This window comes from Pacificimonas sp. ICDLI1SI03 (genome assembly GCF_054740865.1).
Genome location: NZ_JBSQAU010000001.1, coordinates 1494419 through 1512083, shown reverse-complemented (window position 1 = coordinate 1512083; position 17665 = coordinate 1494419). Strand labels below are relative to the sequence as shown.

The window sequence follows — 17665 nt, the reverse complement described above, 5'->3', positions numbered from 1 at the left end:
GAGTCGAAAGCCCTTTATCAGCTTCGCTACGCTACTCACGATCTCATCGCCCTCAAATCTGTTCATCAGCTTCGTCAAATTCGCATATTGCGACGCAATGCGGCGAAGATGCGGCAGGTCGTGGGTTGCCTCATGGCAATGCGGGCTGCGGGCCGCAACAATCGCTATTCCTCGGTTCGGAAAAGCACGGCTTCCCCTACCAGAAAGAACATCAGAAATGGCCCCCAGGCGGCCAATATGGGCGGGGCTGCGCCAAATTGTCCCATCGCCAGCATCGCATTATCGGCCACGAAATAGGCGAACCCCAGCACCAATCCAATGACCGTGCGTTTGAACAACTGACCGGACCGTGCCAGGCCAAAGCCGGCCACCGCCCCCAATAGCGGCATCAGCAGCGCTGAAAGCGGGGCCGAAAATTTGTGCATCAATGCCGTGTGCAACGCGTCCGTTGGTCGGTCGGCCGCCTCCAGCCGCTCGATTGCTGCCGCCAATTCGGATGTCGTGCTTTCGTCGGGATCGGGCGTTTCGACGGTGTAGCGCGCCGGCGCGATGCCGCGCCCGACGATCGTTGGGCCGATCTCCTCGATCTGGGCGGCCGCCACGTTAAAGCTGCGCGCATCATCCAACTGCCAGCCGTCCGCAACAGGAACCGCACGAGGGCCGTTGGCGATCGCAACTAGGTCCGCGCCATTTGCGCTGCGCCGATAGACTGTGACACCGGTCAGCACCATGTCCGCTCCTGCGCCCTCGACCTGTTCGGCAAACAGAATATCGCTGTCGCCGATCTGCCATTCATCGAAGCGGGCCGTGCCAGGGTCGGCGGGAAGGACGCCGTAATCGGCCCCCTGCCATGCGTCCAGCCGGGCGTTGGTTTGCGGGAGCACGGTTTCCGAAAAGACAAAGTGCGCCACCGACACCAGCAGGGCGGTCGCCATCATCGGCAATAATATCTTGTGGGGCGAAAGCCCGGCACCTTTCATGATGACGATTTCGGAGGACGTCGAAAGCGACGCCCATGTCACCAGCGCGCCCAGCAGCACGGAAAACGGCAGGAATGTGTCGACCAATTGCGGCGCGCGAAGCTGGACATATTGCCATAGCTCGGCATTGCCGTTTCCGCTGACCGCCAGGATCTTTTCGGATTCCGACAACAGGTCCAGCATTTGCAGGATACCGACCAGGACGAAAGCGAAGGCGACGATCCTGATCGCGAACATGCGCGCCTGATAAAGAGCCAGGGTATTTGATGGCCATGGCCGCATCATGAAGACGTCGCCTGCATGCGGTGGGTTTTACGACGAATGAACCGCCACAGTTTCTTTATCGGCTTCGCAAGCTGGGTGAAGGCGCTTTCCAGCATGCCAATGGGTTGCCCGGCCGGCTTGAACGCCAGAACATAGAAGAACCAGCCGCACAGCGCGGCAAAGGCGGCGAAGCTTGCCCATTGACTAAGCGCAATCGGTATGTCGCCGGCCGCCCCGGCGCGCTCGGCCGTTTCCGAAATCTCATTATACACGACCAGGATGATCAGCGCCGCGAACACCCCCAGCGCGCTTGACGACCTCTTCGCGGGAACGGCGAGTGCCAGCGCAAGCAGGGGAATGACGAGAACGACGACGATCTGTACCAGGCGCCTGTGCAGGTTCGCCTCGATCGCACGCTGGTTCGCGGCACCGAAACTGGGGTTCGGATTGGCGCTCGCCTGCCACAGTTCGGGCAGGGTGAATTCCTGGTCGTCGGCGCCGTCCGCGCGGGCGCGAAACACATCGATGCGGGGCAGGGGCACGGCCAGGTCGTAGTTCTGGAAACTCAGCACGCGCGGTTCCGGGAATTCGGCTGCATCGTGAACGATAACACCCTCCTCCAGCCGCAACAGGATCACGTCGGGATCGTCGGTGGACAAAAACTGGCCCCGTTCCGCCGTTGCCGTTGCCGTCCGCCCGTCGGCGCGCTGTGTGTGCAGGAAAATACCGCGTAGGTCACTGCCGCTTTCCCGGCTCTCTTCGACGCGAAGGATCGTATCCTCCGCCACGAGGACGAAGGCCCCAACGTCGATGGTCGCGCCGAGCGCGCCTGACCGCAATTCGAATTCCAGCGCCTCATAGGTATATTGGGTGATCGGCTGGATGAACCCCACGATGCCCAGCGTCATCGCGCCCATTGCCAAGGCATAAAGATAGGGGACACGCAGCATGCGCAGATAGGACACGCCCACCGCGCGCATGGCATCCAGTTCACTGGAAAGGGCAAGTCCACGAAAGGCCAAAAGAATTCCGAGCAGCAGGCCGACGGGGACGCCGAGGCCCAGATATTGCGGAAACACATTCCCCAGCATTCGCCAAACGACGCTGACCGGACCGCCCTCGTTCACGACAAAATCGAACAGGCGCAACATCTTGTCCAGCAGCAACAGCATGGCGGCGACGACCAGCGTGCCCAATAGCGGCAGCGCGATCAGCCTGGCGATATATCTGTCTAAGCGGGCAGCGAGCATATCGGTGTTCGTTAGGCCCAGTCCTGCCCAGTTTTGCCCGGTGCCTGCCCAATTTTGGCCGCAACCGGAGGCAATATGTGATGTCCTGATGACGAAGGCATGGCTTTGCCCTTCGTCGGTGCACCGCGCAATAGCGCCCCGCATCAGAATACGCAAAGTCGGTGAGGAAGAGATTTTGAGATTCTACGGTAAACTTGTTCCGCTTTATCTGGCGAGCGCCGCTTTGGCGGCCGCCCAGCCCGCCATGTCGCAGGCTGCCACCGCAAAGCGTGAGATGCCGAATACACCCTCGGCCTGCTATTCGAACGCGAAAGAACCCGCGGCCCTGGTCCGCGTTACGGGCTTCAAGGATCGCGCCGGCCAGGTGCGTATCCAGCTTTATCCCGACGACCCCGACAAATTTCTTGAAGGGGGGGAGTGGATCCGACGCGTCGACGTTCCGGTGTCAAAATCCGGCGACATGGATATCTGCGTGCCGCTGCCCTACTCCGGTGAAATGGCGATGGTCGTGATGCACGACCGCGCAAAGAACGGCAAACTCGATCCGTTCGAGGACGGTGCCGGACTGCCGGGCAATCCCAGCATGAAGCTGGCCAAGCCCAAATATGACATGGCGAATTTTCAGGCGAAGGCCGGCGTCACGCCGATGACCGTCGTTCTCAATTACCACAAGGGTATTTTGGGCTTCGGCCCCGTGAAGCGGAAGTAAATCAAAAATGGCATCGGTCGCCCTCCTTTCCAATCCTGTTTCCACTGGCAATCGCGCCCATCTGCCCCGGGTGCGCGATTTCACTGCGCGGGTTCCGGAAATCTTTCATTACGAAGTGAATGACATTGCCGAGATTCCCAATGCGCTCAGAACGATCGCGCGTACCAAGCCAAAGGTGCTGGTGATCAATGGCGGTGACGGAACGGTCCAGGCGACGCTGACCGAAATTTATCACGGCAAGCCGTTCGGGGACACGCCTCCGCCAGTCGCCGTGCTGCCGAACGGTAAAACGAATCTGATCGCCGCCGACCTCGGCAGCGGTACCGATCCGCTGAAGGCCCTGGAACGTATTATCGAAATCGCCGAAACCGGCGTCGAGGATTATGTGACCCCGCGTAAACTGATCGCGCTCAACGACGGTCGCCTGTCGCGACCTGTCATGGGTATGTTCCTGGGGGGCGCGGGGCTTGCCTCCTCAATCCTTTATTGCCGTCATAAGCTCTACCCGCTCGGCCTGCCGAACTGGATGGCGCATTTTCTGACATCGGTGATGGCATTCCTCGTGCTGATCGTTGGATTGCCGGGCAAATGGGGTCCGGTATCGCGTGAAAAGCTGAGTGTGTCCGTTCGCCGTGACGGACTGCTGGAGGGGCACTTTCTGCTCCTGATGGTCACGACGCTCGAAAAGGTTCTGATGAACGTACAGAATGGTACGTCCGCCGACCGCCGTCTGGGCGTGATGGCGATCGACCAGACGCGCGGCGCGGTGCTCCGCGCCAGCTTTGCGGCTATCTTCGGCCGGCTAGGGCAATCGAAATTTCGGGGGCTTCACATGGACAGCGGGGACGAAATCCGCATTTCTGGATCGCAGTCCGACGTCATTCTGGACGGGGAACACTTTTCCGCGCCCAAGGGGGGCTCGATCATCCTGACACCCACTGAACCAGTGAATTTCCTGCGGCTGGCGGCATAGCTGCGGGGCGGTTAGGCCCGCTTCTCATGCTGATCGACCTTTACAGAAACGAGCTGTCGAAGCCTGTCGATGCCCAGGTCCGCGGATTTGCCGCTGATGTCGCGGCACGCCATGCCGGTGCGCTCGGCGTCCTCTTTTATGGATCCTGCCTGAGAGAGGCTCGGCTCGACGGCCTGATGCTGGATTTCTACCTGATCGTCGACAGCTATGAACGGGCCTATGACCGCGCATGGCTGGCGCGCGCCAATGCTCTTGTCCCGCCAAATGTTTTCCATGCCCGGTGGCAGGGACTGGTCGCGAAATATGCGGTGCTCAGCCTTGACGATCTGCAGCGTGAATGTCGTGGTGAAACGCGCAGCGTATCGGTCTGGGCGCGCTTTTGCCAACCTGCGCGCCTCGCCTGGGGGGCAGGGTTGCCGGCGGCCGACAGGATCATTTCTGCCGTTGCGAACAGTCCAGTGACGCTGATGAACACTGCCCGGCCGCTATTGCCGCAGGAAACGGACATGCGCTCCTTATGGTCTTCCGCCTTTGCGCTGACCTACGCGGCCGAACTCCGCGCCGAGCGCAAGGAGAGGCCAGGGGCCGTGTTCGATGCCGCGCCGGACTGGTATCGCTCCATCACGGCCCCAGCCCTGGCGGAAGCGAAACTGGACGCAGAGATAAGCGGCACGCTCATTCGATTCAGGGACGCGGTCGATCGAAGGGCAGGGGAGCGTGCCTGGGCACGGCGGCGGCGCAATGGAAAGCTGATCTCCGTCGCGCGCCTCGCAAAGGCAACCGCAACGTTCGACGGCGGCATCGACTATCTCGCCTGGAAGATAAACCGCCACGCCGGCAGCGATATCCGCATTTCTGACTGGCAGCGCCGGCATCCGATCCTTGCCGGCATCACCCTTTTGCCGCAATTATTGAAAAGCGGCGCGGTCAAGTAACGGCACTGCCGACCGCACAGCCAATTCAGGCCGCCGCCAGCCGCGCATGAACGTCGGCGGCAATTTCGTAACTTCTGACCCGCTTCTCGAAATCATGCACACTCGCGGACAGGATCAGTTCGTCGGCGCCGGTCTTTTCGATGAAGGAGACGATGGTGTTCGCCACGGTGTCGGCGGAACCAATGGCGCTTGCCGACAGCATGCCCGACAGCCGCGCGCGTGCATCAGGGGGCAGATCCTTTTCATACCCCTCGACGGGCCTGGGCAGCCGCCCCGGCGTGCCGCGACTCAGATTGACAAACGCCTGCAGGAGGGAGGTAGATAGAAATTGCGCCTCCTCGTCGGTTTCCGCGGCGACTACATTGTAGCCCAGCATGACATAGGGTTTCTTCAGCCTCTCTGACGGCTGGAAACGTTCCCGATAAATCCGGATCGCCTCGTGCATATGCGTGGGCGCGAAATGGCTGGCGAAGGCGTAGGGAAGGCCGAAATGTGCCGCAACCTGCGCACCATAGAGGCTGGAGCCCAAGATCCAAACAGGTACGTCCTCGCCCTCGCCGGGGACGGCGCGCACCGGCCCGCTGCCGGCAAAATAGGACATCAGCTCTTGAACATCGGCAGGAAACCGTTCCGCAGCCGCATACAGGTCGCGTTTCATTGCCTGCGCCACGACACCGTCCGAACCCGGCGCGCGTCCCAGGCCAAGGTCGATACGACCGGGGTGCAGTGCGGCCAGTGTGCCGAACTGTTCAGCGATCAGCAGGGGGGCGTGATTTGGCAGCATTATGCCGCCTGCGCCGACGCGTATCTTGCTGGTACCTGCCGCGACATGGCCGATAACGACGCTGGTCGCGGCGCTGGCAATGCCCTGCATGCCGTGATGCTCGGCCAGCCAGAAGCGATTGTAACCCAGACGCTCGCCGGCCTGCGCCAGCGCGCGGGAGTTCGCCAGGGACGTCGAAACGTCACCGCCCTCGACGACGGGGGAAAGATCAAGAATGGAAAAGGGGATCACAGGCCAAGTACGTCCTTCATGGTGTAAAGACCGGCCGGCTTTCCAGCCAGCCAGCGCGCCGCGCGCACAGCCCCGCGCGCGAAAGTTTCACGCGATTCAGCGCGATGACCGAGTTCTAGCCGCTCTCCATCGCCAGCGAAGATCACATTGTGGTCGCCCGCGACGGAGCCGCCGCGCAGCGATGCCATGCCGATCGCACCTGGCACTCTCTGGCTGTCCGGGCCGTCGCGTCCGCGTTCGGCCAGACGGCCCAGCGTTTCACCGCGACCTGCAGCCGCCGCTTCGCCCAGCAGCAGGGCCGTGCCGGATGGCGCGTCCACCTTGTGGCGATGGTGCATTTCCACGATTTCGATGTCCCAGTCCGGCCCCAGTGCCGCGGCAGTCTGCCGGACGAGTGATGCGAGCATGTTGACGCCGACACTGGTGTTCGCCGTCTGCAATACAGCTATATCGCGCGATGCTTCGTCAACCTGCTTCAGGTGAGACTCTGTCAGGCCCGTGGTTCCGATGACGATGGCGCATTTGGCCGCTAGCGCCGCATCCAGATTGCCCGCCAGCGCGTCCGGTGTCGTGAAATCGACCAGGACTTCGCAATCGTTCGCAATGGCAGAGGGGTTCGCGCAGATTGTCAGGGTACCGGTCAATGGCTCGCCGAGACATGGATGCCCCGGGCGCTCGGCTGCCCCGCCGAGTGTCACCCCGTCGGTCATCTCGACGGTCTCGATGATCGCGCGGCCCATGCGTCCGCCCGCACCCAATACGCCAATGCGGCTTGTCATGTTCTTCAGCGCTCCTATTCGTCCTCAAAGAGATGGAGAGCCCTATCATGCATGACAAGCCAGGAAACATCGTCATCCTGACCGGCGCCGGTATATCGGCGGAATCGGGTGTTGCCACATTTCGCGGTCCCGATGGCCTGTGGGAGGGGCACCGCGTCGAGGATGTCGCCACGCCCGAGGCATTTTTACGCGACCCCCGGCTGGTACAGAATTTCTACGATCAGCGCCGCGCCGCGCTGGCGGGGGTGGAACCCAATGCCGCGCATCTGGCCTTGGCGCGCCTTGATCGCGAATGGCCCGGGGATTTGCTGCTGGTTACGCAGAATGTCGACGATCTTCACGAGCGCGCGGGATCGCGGCGCCTTATCCACATGCATGGCGAATTACGCCGGGCATTCTGTCTGTCATGCGACGAGCGCCAGGATTCGCCTGCGACGCTGGTCGAGGAGGCTACCTGCGCCGCTTGCGGGGCGCCAGAGGCATTGCGTCCCGACATCGTCTGGTTCGGGGAGATGCCCTATCATATGGAGCGTATTGAGGAGGCCCTGTCCGTGGCCGACCTGTTCGTTTCCATCGGCACGTCGGGGGCGGTCTATCCTGCCGCCGGCTTCGTTCGGGTAGCGGCCGCGCATGGCGCGCGCACCCTGGAACTCAATCTTGACCCCAGTGAGGGGACGTCGTTTTTCGATGAAGCGCGCCACGGACCTGCGGGAACCTTGGTGCCGCAATGGGTGGATTCGCTCCTCGGCTAGTCCGTCTGGTCCTCCAGGCCGTGCATATCATCGTCCGACATACCAAAATGATGGCCGATTTCGTGGATAAGCACATGGGCGACGAGATGTTCCAGCGTCTCTTCATGTTCGGCCCAATAATCGAGCAGCGGCCGACGGTAGAGATAGACTGTGTCGGGCAGGGCGCCTGACACCTCGACCGAGCGGCTGACATCATGTCCATGATAAAGGCCCAGAATGTCGAACGGCGATTCCAGCTCCATGTCCCTCTGCACCTCCTCGGAGGGGAAATCCTCCACTTTCAGGACCACATCGGGCAGATAGGCCTGGAAAACCGGGGGCAGATCGGCCAGCGCCTGTCGCGCTATCGCTTCGATATCGTCAAGGGTCGGTGCGAAACCATGCGGGGTCGTCATGCGATCCCCCCCTAGAAACGCAAAGCACAGGAGGAAAGACGAAGATGAAAAAGCTGACCGAGGAAGAACGTGCCCAGCACTTGCCGAAACTGTCCGGCTGGAAAATTGCCGCAGACCGAGATGCGATTCAGAAAAGCTTTCAGTTCGACGATTTCGTCGCTGCCTTCGGGTTCATGACGAAAATTGCCCTGCTGGCGGAAAAGGCGGATCACCACCCGGAGTGGTTCAATGTTTACAATAAGGTAGAGATCACACTTACCACGCACGATGCCGACGGTCTTTCGACGCGCGACCTGGACTTGGCAAAGCAGATCGACGCCTTGTAAGCGCAGCTAGTCCCGGGGCAGGGTGCGGCGGAACAGCCTTACGGCATTGCCTCCCATGGCGGCGCGCACCTCTGCCTCGCTGAAACCCTGGTCCAGCAGGGCCTGCGTCATCGCCGCCATGCCGCTTGCATCGAAACCGGTAGTGACGGCGCCGTCGAAATCGCTGCCAAGCGCGACATGTTCGATGCCGACCAGATCGCGAACGTGTCGCATCGCGCGCGCCGTCGCGGCCGGGGTGGGGGCGCATACGGCGCCGTCCCAAAAACCAATGCCGATCAATCCGCCCGTAGCGGCGATGCCCCGGATTTCGGGGTCGGACAAATTGCGGTTTTCCGCGCAAGTCGCGCGCACGCCCCCGTGCGAGGAAATCAGCGGCCGCTCAGCCATTTCAATCAGGTCGGCCAGTGCCATATGCGACAGGTGCGCCACGTCGACCAGCATGCCGCTTTGTTCCATGCGCCGTACCGCCTGTCGTCCCATGGGGGTCAGGCCACCCTTGTCCATGCCGTGCATTGACCCTGCGAGATCATTGTCAAAGAAATGCGTCAGGCTCGCCATGCGATAGCCGGCATCGAACAGGCGGTCGAGATTGTCGATGCGCCCCTCCAGATTGTGCAGCCCTTCGACCCCCAGCAGCGCCCCCACGACCTGCTGTCCGCGCGCACGCTGGGCGAGCAGCAGGTCCAGATCGGCGTTCGTGCGTATCAGCAGAAAGCCGCCGGGCTCTTCCTGCGCTGCATCTGCCAGTTTCTCGGCATGATAGAGGGAGCGTTGCAGCAGGGAATCCCATGTTCGGATCGGCTGCAACTGAGCGACGGAAAGAGGCGTGATGTTGTCCGTATCGGCGCTGTTAGACTCGTAATTCTGTCCCCGCGGCGTCTTTGTGACGGATCCGAAGACCTGCAGCGCGACATTTCCGTCCCGCAGCCGCTGCAAATCGACATGCCCGCGTGCGGAACGCTCATTAGGATTGCGGCGCCACAGCAGCGTGTCCGCATGCAGGTCAGCGACAATCACCTCATCGTGCAGCGCCTGCGCTTCCTCGGAAACCCGCCAAAGCCCGGACCCCTCGATCCGGTTCATCGCGCGCTCTGCCATGGCGGGGACCAGCCAGAAAAACAGCACGATGATGATGGAAAAGACCGTAACCGTCGTGAAGAAGCGGCGAATCCTGCGCGCGGCGGCAGTTGCCGGTGGTTTCGCCTTCGCCTTTGCTTTTCCTTGCGGACCCGGTTTGCGCTTCGGTTTCGGCTTGGCTGCCATCAGGCTTTTTCCAGGGTAACGAAGCTGAAGTCCGGCTGCCCCTCGGGTCCTTCATGGCGCTCCCGCGCGATTTCCTGCCATTTCTCCCGGTCGAATGCAGGAAAGAATGTGTCACCCTCCGGCGTGGCATGCACTTCGGTCAGTTCCAGCCGCGTGGCGGACGGCAGCGCCTGCGCATAGATTTCCGCGCCGCCGATGACGAAAATCGTTTCCGCGCGCGCCTTCGGATTCAGGCCGGCTTCCGCGATCGCTTCTGCCAGATTGGGTACGACGTGCGCCCGCTCCGCCTGCCAACCGGATTGCCGTGTCAGGACGATATTATGCCGGCCGGGCAGGGCGCCGCCCATGGATTCAAACGTCTTGCGCCCCATGATGCAGGGCTTTCCGATCGTCATCCTTTTGAACCGCTTCAGATCTTCCGGCAGGTGCCAGGGCATACCGCCGTCCTTGCCGATCACGCGATTTTCCGCCAGTGCGGCCAGCAGAACGATGGCGGGCCGCGTCATACCGCGATCGGCGCCTTGATCGTCGGCGCTGCCTCATATCCTTCCAGCCGGAAATCTTCATAGCGAAAATCGAACAGACTGGCACGGTCGGCAATATGCATTCGGGGCAGCGGCCCGGGCGTGCGAGTGAGTTGCTCACGCGCCTGTTCCTCATGGTTCGAATAGAGATGCGCATCCCCCAGCGTCAGCACGAAGTCGCCGGGCTCCAGTCCGCTGGTCTGCGCAATCATCATCGTCAGCAGTGCATAGCTGGCGATGTTGAACGGAACGCCCAGGAAAATATCCGCGCTCCGCTGATATAGCTGACAGCTAAGCCGCCCGTTTGCGACATAGAATTGAAACAGGCAATGACAGGGGGGCAGAGCCATTGAATCGACCTCACCCGGATTCCAGGCTGTGACGATCAGGCGCCGGGACTCGGGGTTGGTCCGAATCTGATCCAGCACATTCTGCAATTGATCGACGACCCGGCCGTCCGCCGTTTCCCACCGGCGCCATTGCTTTCCATAGACCGGACCCAATTCGCCATTCTCGTCCGCCCATTCGTCCCAAATGGAGACGCCATTCTCTTTCAGGTAGCGGATATTCGTATCGCCGGCGACGAACCACAAAAGCTCATGGATAATGCTTTTCAGGTGCAGCTTCTTGGTGGTCAGCACCGGAAAGCCGTCTGCCAGGTCAAAGCGCATCTGATGGCCGAATATACTGCGCGTGCCCGTTCCCGTGCGGTCGCCGCGCACGACGCCCGTTTCCAGGACGGTGCGCATCAAATCCAGATATTGCTGCATGGCGGCAGTCATGCGTCAGACGATACATTTTGTGAAGTCCGCGTTTGCCGCTATGCGGCATCCCATGGGGGTGGCGACGACAGAGCAGTTCGGCTTTTGGCCGTATTACTGGGTGTTGACCCGCGACCTTTTGATGATCGCCGCCCTGGGCGTGGCCGTCTTCGGCCTTGATGAGCTGTTCGTCGATCTGACCTATATCGTGGGCAGTCTGCGGCGTCGATTCGGCGCCTATCGCCGCTATAGCCGATGGACGGAGGATGACGTCCCGCGCCGTGAACCTGCCGGGCGCTTCGCGATCTTCGTGCCGGCCTGGGACGAAGGCGACGTGATCGGCCCCATGCTGACGCGCCTGACGCGCACCCTCGATCACGCGTGCTACGACGTTTTCGTCGGCGTCTACGCAAATGATCCGGCCACCATCGCCGCCATCCGTCCCATCAATGACGAGCGCGTACACGTCACCGTAAATCCACGGCCGGGGCCGACGACAAAGGCCGATTGCCTGAACCATATCTGGCAAGAAATGCTGCGACATGAGCAAAAGGGCGGCTTTCGCTACAAGGGCGTCGTTCTTCATGACGCCGAGGACGTCGTCCATCCCAGCGAACTCAGAATATTCGATCATCTGATGCCGCGGATCGCCATGGTGCAACTGCCGGTCATCCCCCTGCCGGATGCTGATTCTCGCTGGGTCAGCGGCCATTACCTCGACGAATTCTCAGAACATCATGGCAAGACCTTGATCGTCCGCGAAATGTTGGGTGCCGCGATCCCGTCTGCCGGGGTGGCATGTGCCTTCGGCAGGCAGGAACTCGGCGCTTTGGCAGAATTGCGTCAGCAAATGCCGTTCGATGCGGAATCGCTGACGGAGGATTATGAGATAGGGCTGAGGATATCGCGTGGTGGCAGGGGTGCCTTTGTGCGCCTGCCCGAGCGCAATGGCAGGGGCGCCGTGGCGACACGCGAACATTTCCCTGCGAGCTTCGACGCTGCGGTTCGGCAAAAGACACGCTGGCTGACCGGCATCGTGTTTCAGGGTTGGCAACGGCTTGGCTGGGCAGGGGGCCTTGCCGACCGATATATGATGCTCAGGGACCGGAAGCCGCCGGTGAACGCGGTCATTATTCTTCTGGCCTATGCCGCCTCGATCATGGTCGCTATTTCGGTGGTCGCCAGATGGGTCGATGCCGATGCGGCACGTCTGCCGACGCTGGTGAGGGGCGGCTCCCTCCTGTGGTATCTGATGCTTTTCTGCACGGCTTCGGTTCTTTGGCGGCTCGCGATGCGGGCGTGGTTTACCGCCCGGGTCTATGGCCTTGTCGAAGGAGCGCTTTCGATCCCCAGGGCGGTTATCGCCAATATCTTCAGTATCCTAGCTGCCAGACGCGCCCTTGGCGTCTATCTGACGCTCATCGTGCGGGGTGAGCGCTTGCGCTGGGACAAGACCGTGCACAAATTTCCCGCCGCGGCAGACGACTGATGAGGCCGCTTTTCTGGCTTGCCCTGTTGGGGGCGCTGCTGTTCGGCTGGATGATCTGGCGCCTCGCCGTGCTGCAGGATAATGTGCGACTCCTCATTGCAGAGATGGGGCCGCCGCCCTCTGTGCCCGCTCCTGAACGGCACCGCGCTCCTGCGGCCTCTCCGCTATACCCCACCCCGGCCGACGAGACCCTTGTTGCAGCGGCGGGTGCACCGGTGCCAGCCGGTTCGCCAGGCACGTTCCCATCGCCCTCCCGCCAAGGAGGCCATAGGCAAATTGCCCATGACCCGGATGCGCTTGCTTCTTTGCCCCTTTCTTCCATCGCGACTGATTCTCAGGCCACTGGGCCGAGCGCCGCGACCCTCCATTCTGCCAAGGCCCCGATCCGCACGGATATACCGTCGATCCGCCCAGACCCGTTCAATCTGGCAGAAACTGCTTTTACACGGTTGCAAGCGGGGGACCGGCGGGAAGCGGCCGATTATTTCCAGCGGGCGCTGACAGAGGGGCCGGACCATCCTCAGGCTGAACTGTGGCGCGCGCAGCTTCGCGGTCTCAACAAGCGGCTGTCCATTTCCGCATATTGGCTGGCGCGTGACGAGGCTGCGGCGACGATCCTTCCGACCCAGCCGGTCTTTGGGGGAAGCCAATATGGCCTTGCCGCGTCATGGACACTCGATCCGCTCGCAAGGCAGCCAGTTTCAATCGAGGCGCGCATGACCGGCGCGCCTGCACAGGGCGGACAGCCGGGCATTGCGGAGGCGCTGGTCGGGGCGGGATGGCAATTGTTCGGCCGCGCAGTGCCCAAGCTGGTCGTCGAACAGCGGATTGCCCTCGGGGATGGCGGTATCAATGCAACGCAGATCCGGCTGTCCGGGGGCATGGCGACGGATCAGGAGAATGCCCTCGACGCGTCAGTATATGCCGATGTCGGAATTGTCGGCTGGCGGGATCGAGATGTGTTTGCGGGCGGGCAAGGGTTTACCGGCTATCGCCTGCGCGACGGTCTCAGCATCGGGGCGGGCGCCTGGGGCGGCATTCAAAGGGCAGGGAATACAATATCCGTTCTTGAGATCGGACCCGCTCTGCGTGCCCAGGTCCCTATCGGAGCGGCCACCTTGGACCTGCGGGCCAGCTACCGGCGCGGAATTGCCGGGAACGCTGCGAACAATGATGGAGCCGCATTGACGGTCGCACTTGGATACTGACCACTGTTGCGGCGCAGCAATCCAGTGGCGACTCCGCGCATAGCCCGTTAAGGCAATCCGCCATGGATATTTACCTGCCGATTGCGGAACTAAGCGTCAACGCCGCCGTGATCATAGGCCTTGGCCTGCTGGTGGGCATTACGTCGGGTCTGTTTGGCGTAGGCGGCGGTTTTCTGATGACTCCGCTGCTGATGTTCTATGGCATTCCGCCCGCCGTCGCCGTCGCTTCTTCCGCGACCCAGGTAACCGGGTCCAGCGTTTCGGGCGCCATGGCGCATTGGCGGCGTGGCGGCGTCGATGTGAAGATGGGCGCCGTACTGGTCGCGGGGGGCGTAATTGGCGCGCTGCTGGGCTCTGTGCTGTTTCGCGCGCTTCAGCAGGTCGGCCAGATCGACCTGACGATCTCGCTGATATACGTCGTTTTTCTTGGTCTTGTTGGCGCGTCGATGCTCATTGAAACTGTCCGCACGTTGCGGCGGCAGGCAAAGGGGGGGCGGCCGAAACAGTCCCGGCGCCAGAACCGCCTTATTTCCGCCCTGCCAGGAAAAATGCGTTTCCGCGCGTCGGGACTGTTCATCTCTCCCCTGGCGCCGTTGCTGGTCGGCATGGTGGTCGGCATATTGACGTTCGTCATGGGCATTGGCGGCGGCCTGATCATGGTGCCGATCCTCATTTACGTCCTCGGCATGTCGGTTGGCGTCGTCGTGGGGACCAGCCTGTTTCAGATCGTCTTTACGACCGCGGCGATCACGCTGTTGCATGCCGTCCAATCTAAGACGGTGGACATCGTCCTGGCTGCCCTGCTGCTGATCGGCGGTGTCATGGGCGCTCAGCTGGGCGCAAAAATCGCGATCGGCCTGCCCCCGGAAAAATTGCGCCTGGCGCTTGCCATTCTGGTGCTGATCGTGGCGGGGCGATTGCTGTTCGGGCTGACTGTCGAACCGGCGAACCTCTTCTCCATTCAGGTTGACGGCGCATGAGGTGGCTGCTGGCGCTGTTGACGTTGCTGGCTGTGCCCGCCGCGGCGCAAACCCCGCCCCGTTTGATCGCGGATCTGTCGCAAAGCCGGATCGACATCATCTATTCCTTTGCCGGTGCCGAGCTGCTTGTATTCGGCGCGATACAATATCCGGACGGGCGCACGCCCGACGAACGGCCCGATATCGCCATCGTGGTGCGCGGCCCGCCAGAGGCGATCACCGTCAGACGGAAGGAGCGGGTTCTCGGTCTCTGGCTCAATACGGATTCCGTTCGCTTCGAGACTGCGCCAACATTCTTTCGCGCCGCGTCCACCCGCCCCATCGCCGATATGGTGGACGAGCGGACCGCCGCCATATTCGAACTCAGCCCGCAATATTTGCAGCTATCACCGACTGGCGGCGCGGACGCGGCGATGGTGGCGGGGTTCGAGGATGGCTTCCTTGCCACATGGCAGGATGAGGCGCTTTACGGCTCGGACCCCACGGGCGTCGATCTTGTCGAAAATGTTCTTTACCGCGCCCGCATCGATCTGCCGAGCCAGGTGCCGGTCGGCACCTATACGGTTGAAATACATTTGATAGAGGATGGTGACGTCCTGTCCTCCACAACGCGTACCATCGATGTCGACAAATCCGGTTTCGAGCGGGCGGTTTATTCGGCAGCTCAGGAGGAGAGCCTGAGTTATGGCATACTTGCCGTTGCTCTGGCGCTTCTTCTTGGATGGGGCGCAGGCCTTTTGGTGCGTAGATAGGGAAAAGCGGGAATGTCGGTCGCGGAACGTTTGAAGCGGACGGAGAAGGTGCAGCGTGTGCCGTCTCCGAAACTCGATCTCTTTCGCCTGCGAGATTTCATGACAGCCGAGGAATGCGCGGGCGTGATCGAACGGATTGACGCCAATCGCCAGCCATCAACAATTGCCGACGATTACAATAATGATCGCAGCTTCCGCACCAGTGAAACGTGCCATTTCGACCGCGGCGATCCGCTGATTGCCACGATCGATCAGCGGATTTCCGCCCTCTTGGATCTCGACCCAGCACTCGGCGAACCGATGCAAGGGCAGCGCTATGCCATCGGTCAGGAATTCAAGGGCCACACGGACTATTTCGAAGCGAACGGAGACGCGATCAAGACGATCCGCCAGATCCCGGGCCAGCGCACCTGGACGGCGATGATCTATCTGAACGAACCCGGCGCGGGCGGGGCGACCCGTTTCAAGGTCATTCGTAAATCGATACAGCCTGAGCGCGGCACGCTGCTGGCCTGGAACAATCTGAAGCCGGACGGTTCGCCCAATCCGGCGACCCTGCACCACGGCATGCCGGTGCGCGCGGGGTTGAAATATATCATCACCAAATGGTTCTGCGAACGCCCGTGGGCACATCCGCAATGAGCGGTGAAGGGGTCTCCGGGCGTCCGACAAATCGGACGCCCGGCTTTACCATATCTGATTAGAAGTTTAGCGACTTCACGTTCTTGACGCCGTCAAGATTGCATATTTTCCATAGCAGCGGCTCGCTGACCGGCTCGTCGATGGCGACGAGCATGACGGCATCGTTGCCGCCAACGCGCCGGCCGAGGTTGAAGGTACCGATGTTGACGCCGGCCTCGCCGAGTGCGGAACCGACCGAGCCGATGAAGCCTGGCTTGTCCTCATTCTCGATGAACAGCATCGCGCCTTCCAGCTCCGCTTCCATGCGGATACCGAACAGTTCCACCAGACGCGGTGCATTGTCCCCGAACAGGGTGCCGGCGACCGAACGCGTGCCATCGGCCGTCTCTACTGTCAGGCGCAGCAGGCTGGAATAATCGCCTTCCTTATCATGGCGCACCTCAGCGACGTCGATATCGCGCTCGCGTGCCATGAAGGGTGCGTTGACCATGTTCACCGATTCCGAAATCGGGCGCAACAGGCCCGCCAGAACTGCAGCCGAGACAGGCTTCATATTCAGCTCGGCCAGCGCGCCTTCGGCCTCGATGGAAACACGGCGCACCCCTTCCGTCATCAACTGACCTGCCAGCAGGCCCAGCTTCGTCGCCAGCGCCATATAGGGTTTCAGGCGCGGTGCCTCCTCGGCGCTGACCGACGGCGTGTTGAGCGCATTCGTCACGGCACCGGTCAGCAGATAGTCGGACATCTGCTCTGCCACCTGAATGGCGACGTTCACCTGCGCCTCATCGGTCGATGCGCCCAGATGGGGGGTCGCCATGAAATTCGGCGTTCCGAACAGGGGGTTCGACTTTGCCGGCTCTTCGACGAACACGTCCAGTGCGGCACCGGCGACATGGCCGGATTCCAGCATTTCCTTTAACGCCGCTTCGTCGATCAGGCCGCCACGCGCGCAATTGACGATCCGTACGCCTTTCTTCGTCTTTGCAAGATTTTCCTTGCTCAGGATATTGCGGGTCTGATCCGTCAGCGGCGTATGAAGGGTGATGAAATCGGCGCGTTTCAACAGGGTGTCGAGGTCAACCTTCTCGACACCGATATCGCGCGCCCGGTCCTCCGTCAGGAAGGGGTCGAAGGCAACAACCTTCATCTTCAGTCCCAGCGCGCGATCTGCGACGATGGACCCGATATTGCCTGCCCCGATCAGACCCAGCACCTTGCCGGTGACCTCGACGCCCATGAAGCGGTTCTTTTCCCACTTGCCGGCTTGGGTCGACACGTCTGCTTCCGGCAGTTGGCGGGCCAGCGCGAACATCATGGCGATGGCATGTTCGGCGGTCGTGATGGAATTGCCGAACGGCGTGTTCATGACGACGATACCGCGTGCAGAGGCGGCATCCTTGTCGATATTGTCGGTACCGATGCCGGCGCGACCGATCACTTTCAGATTCGGCGCAGCATCCATGATGTCGGCGTCCGGCTTCGTTGCCGACCGAACGGCGAGGCCGTCATAATCGCCGATAATGGCGATCAACTCGTCCTTGGACAGGCCGGGCTTTTCGTCCACCTCAATACCGCGGTCACGGAAGATTTCGGCGGCTTTGGGTGACATTTTGTCGGAAATCAGAACTTTAGGCATGGGAAATCTCCTTAAGGGAGTATCCTCCCCCT

19 protein-coding genes are annotated in these 17665 nt (G+C 61.5%); 10 read left to right on the top strand and 9 right to left on the bottom strand.

What is annotated here, in order from left to right; all coding sequences use genetic code 11:
• Window positions 1–164 precede the first annotated feature (164 nt).
• Together lptG and ACSMXM_RS07335 are read right to left on the bottom strand one after the other, a co-directional pair.
• Window positions 165–1265 (bottom strand): LPS export ABC transporter permease LptG, encoded by a 1101-nt coding sequence (lptG, locus tag ACSMXM_RS07340; protein WP_460315253.1) that lies wholly within the window; start codon window positions 1263–1265, stop codon window positions 165–167.
• On the bottom strand, window positions 1262–2494 hold the full coding sequence (locus ACSMXM_RS07335) for an LptF/LptG family permease (protein ID WP_460315252.1): 1233 nt from the start codon (window positions 2492–2494) through the stop codon (window positions 1262–1264). Before ACSMXM_RS07335 ends, lptG begins: the two co-directional genes overlap by 4 nt.
• Window positions 2495–2582: 88 nt before the next feature.
• On the opposite strand from ACSMXM_RS07335, the gene ACSMXM_RS07330 reads away from it, so the two are divergent.
• The 3 genes from ACSMXM_RS07330 to ACSMXM_RS07320 are packed head-to-tail and all read left to right on the top strand — an operon-like array spanning window position 2583 to window position 5111.
• Window positions 2583–3203, top strand: a complete 621-nt coding sequence (locus ACSMXM_RS07330) for a DUF2141 domain-containing protein (protein ID WP_460315251.1) — start codon at window positions 2583–2585, stop codon at window positions 3201–3203.
• A 7-nt stretch (window positions 3204–3210) separates the two neighbouring features.
• The gene (locus ACSMXM_RS07325) at window positions 3211–4176 is read left to right on the top strand and encodes a diacylglycerol/lipid kinase family protein (protein ID WP_460315250.1); all 966 of its coding nucleotides are present in this window, start codon (window positions 3211–3213) and stop codon (window positions 4174–4176) included.
• 26 nt (window positions 4177–4202) lie between these two features.
• Window positions 4203–5111: a hypothetical protein gene (locus ACSMXM_RS07320; protein WP_460315249.1), complete on the top strand. Its 909-nt coding sequence runs from the start codon at window positions 4203–4205 to the stop codon at window positions 5109–5111.
• Between the two features lie 25 nt (window positions 5112–5136).
• On the opposite strand, the gene ACSMXM_RS07315 is transcribed toward ACSMXM_RS07320, so the two are convergent.
• Window positions 5137–6126 (bottom strand): LLM class flavin-dependent oxidoreductase, encoded by a 990-nt coding sequence (locus ACSMXM_RS07315; protein WP_460315248.1) that lies wholly within the window; start codon window positions 6124–6126, stop codon window positions 5137–5139.
• Complete coding sequence (gene dapB / locus ACSMXM_RS07310; RefSeq protein WP_460315247.1) at window positions 6123–6905, bottom strand: 4-hydroxy-tetrahydrodipicolinate reductase; 783 nt, start codon at window positions 6903–6905, stop codon at window positions 6123–6125. The genes ACSMXM_RS07315 and dapB overlap by 4 nt, the downstream gene beginning before the upstream one ends.
• Before the next feature lie 47 nt (window positions 6906–6952).
• Here dapB and ACSMXM_RS07305 point away from each other — a divergent pair, with 47 nt between their 5' ends.
• Complete coding sequence (locus ACSMXM_RS07305; RefSeq protein WP_460315246.1) at window positions 6953–7657, top strand: NAD-dependent deacylase; 705 nt, start codon at window positions 6953–6955, stop codon at window positions 7655–7657.
• On the opposite strand, the gene ACSMXM_RS07300 is transcribed toward ACSMXM_RS07305, so the two are convergent.
• Window positions 7654–8052, bottom strand: a complete 399-nt coding sequence (locus tag ACSMXM_RS07300) for a metallopeptidase family protein (RefSeq protein WP_460315245.1) — start codon at window positions 8050–8052, stop codon at window positions 7654–7656. The genes ACSMXM_RS07305 and ACSMXM_RS07300 overlap by 4 nt on opposite strands.
• Window positions 8053–8096: 44 nt before the next feature.
• Between ACSMXM_RS07300 and ACSMXM_RS07295 the strand changes: the two genes are divergently transcribed.
• Window positions 8097–8378: a 4a-hydroxytetrahydrobiopterin dehydratase gene (locus ACSMXM_RS07295; RefSeq protein ID WP_460315244.1), complete on the top strand. Its 282-nt coding sequence runs from the start codon at window positions 8097–8099 to the stop codon at window positions 8376–8378.
• Between the two features lie 6 nt (window positions 8379–8384).
• Here ACSMXM_RS07295 and ACSMXM_RS07290 read toward each other — a convergent pair whose 3' ends face one another.
• From ACSMXM_RS07290 to ACSMXM_RS07280, 3 genes are read right to left on the bottom strand one after another with little or no spacing between them, the layout of a single operon-like run.
• Window positions 8385–9641: a dipeptidase gene (locus tag ACSMXM_RS07290; RefSeq protein ID WP_460315243.1), complete on the bottom strand. Its 1257-nt coding sequence runs from the start codon at window positions 9639–9641 to the stop codon at window positions 8385–8387.
• Window positions 9641–10147, bottom strand: a complete 507-nt coding sequence (locus tag ACSMXM_RS07285) for a dihydrofolate reductase (protein WP_460315242.1) — start codon at window positions 10145–10147, stop codon at window positions 9641–9643. Before ACSMXM_RS07285 ends, ACSMXM_RS07290 begins: the two co-directional genes overlap by 1 nt.
• A complete protein-coding gene (locus ACSMXM_RS07280; protein ID WP_460316370.1) occupies window positions 10144–10935 on the bottom strand; it encodes a thymidylate synthase in 792 nt (263 codons plus the stop codon). Before ACSMXM_RS07280 ends, ACSMXM_RS07285 begins: the two co-directional genes overlap by 4 nt.
• A 10-nt stretch (window positions 10936–10945) precedes the next feature.
• On the opposite strand from ACSMXM_RS07280, the gene ACSMXM_RS07275 reads away from it, so the two are divergent.
• The 5 genes from ACSMXM_RS07275 to ACSMXM_RS07255 all read left to right on the top strand — a co-directional run bounded on the left by ACSMXM_RS07275 (window position 10946) and on the right by ACSMXM_RS07255 (window position 15997).
• The gene (locus tag ACSMXM_RS07275) at window positions 10946–12415 is read left to right on the top strand and encodes a glycosyl transferase family protein (protein ID WP_460315241.1); all 1470 of its coding nucleotides are present in this window, start codon (window positions 10946–10948) and stop codon (window positions 12413–12415) included.
• Complete coding sequence (locus ACSMXM_RS07270; RefSeq protein ID WP_460315240.1) at window positions 12415–13623, top strand: hypothetical protein; 1209 nt, start codon at window positions 12415–12417, stop codon at window positions 13621–13623. Before ACSMXM_RS07275 ends, ACSMXM_RS07270 begins: the two co-directional genes overlap by 1 nt.
• A 62-nt stretch (window positions 13624–13685) precedes the next feature.
• Window positions 13686–14603, top strand: coding sequence for a sulfite exporter TauE/SafE family protein (locus ACSMXM_RS07265; protein WP_460315239.1), 918 nt, complete (start codon window positions 13686–13688; stop codon window positions 14601–14603).
• Window positions 14600–15355: a TIGR02186 family protein gene (locus ACSMXM_RS07260; RefSeq protein ID WP_460315238.1), complete on the top strand. Its 756-nt coding sequence runs from the start codon at window positions 14600–14602 to the stop codon at window positions 15353–15355. Before ACSMXM_RS07265 ends, ACSMXM_RS07260 begins: the two co-directional genes overlap by 4 nt.
• Window positions 15356–15367: 12 nt before the next feature.
• Window positions 15368–15997, top strand: coding sequence for a prolyl hydroxylase family protein (locus ACSMXM_RS07255; RefSeq protein WP_460315237.1), 630 nt, complete (start codon window positions 15368–15370; stop codon window positions 15995–15997).
• A 58-nt stretch (window positions 15998–16055) separates the two neighbouring features.
• Here the strand turns inward: ACSMXM_RS07255 and serA are convergent, their stop codons facing one another.
• Window positions 16056–17633, bottom strand: a complete 1578-nt coding sequence (serA, locus tag ACSMXM_RS07250) for a phosphoglycerate dehydrogenase (RefSeq protein WP_460315236.1) — start codon at window positions 17631–17633, stop codon at window positions 16056–16058.
• Between the last annotated feature and the right edge of the window lie 32 nt (window positions 17634–17665).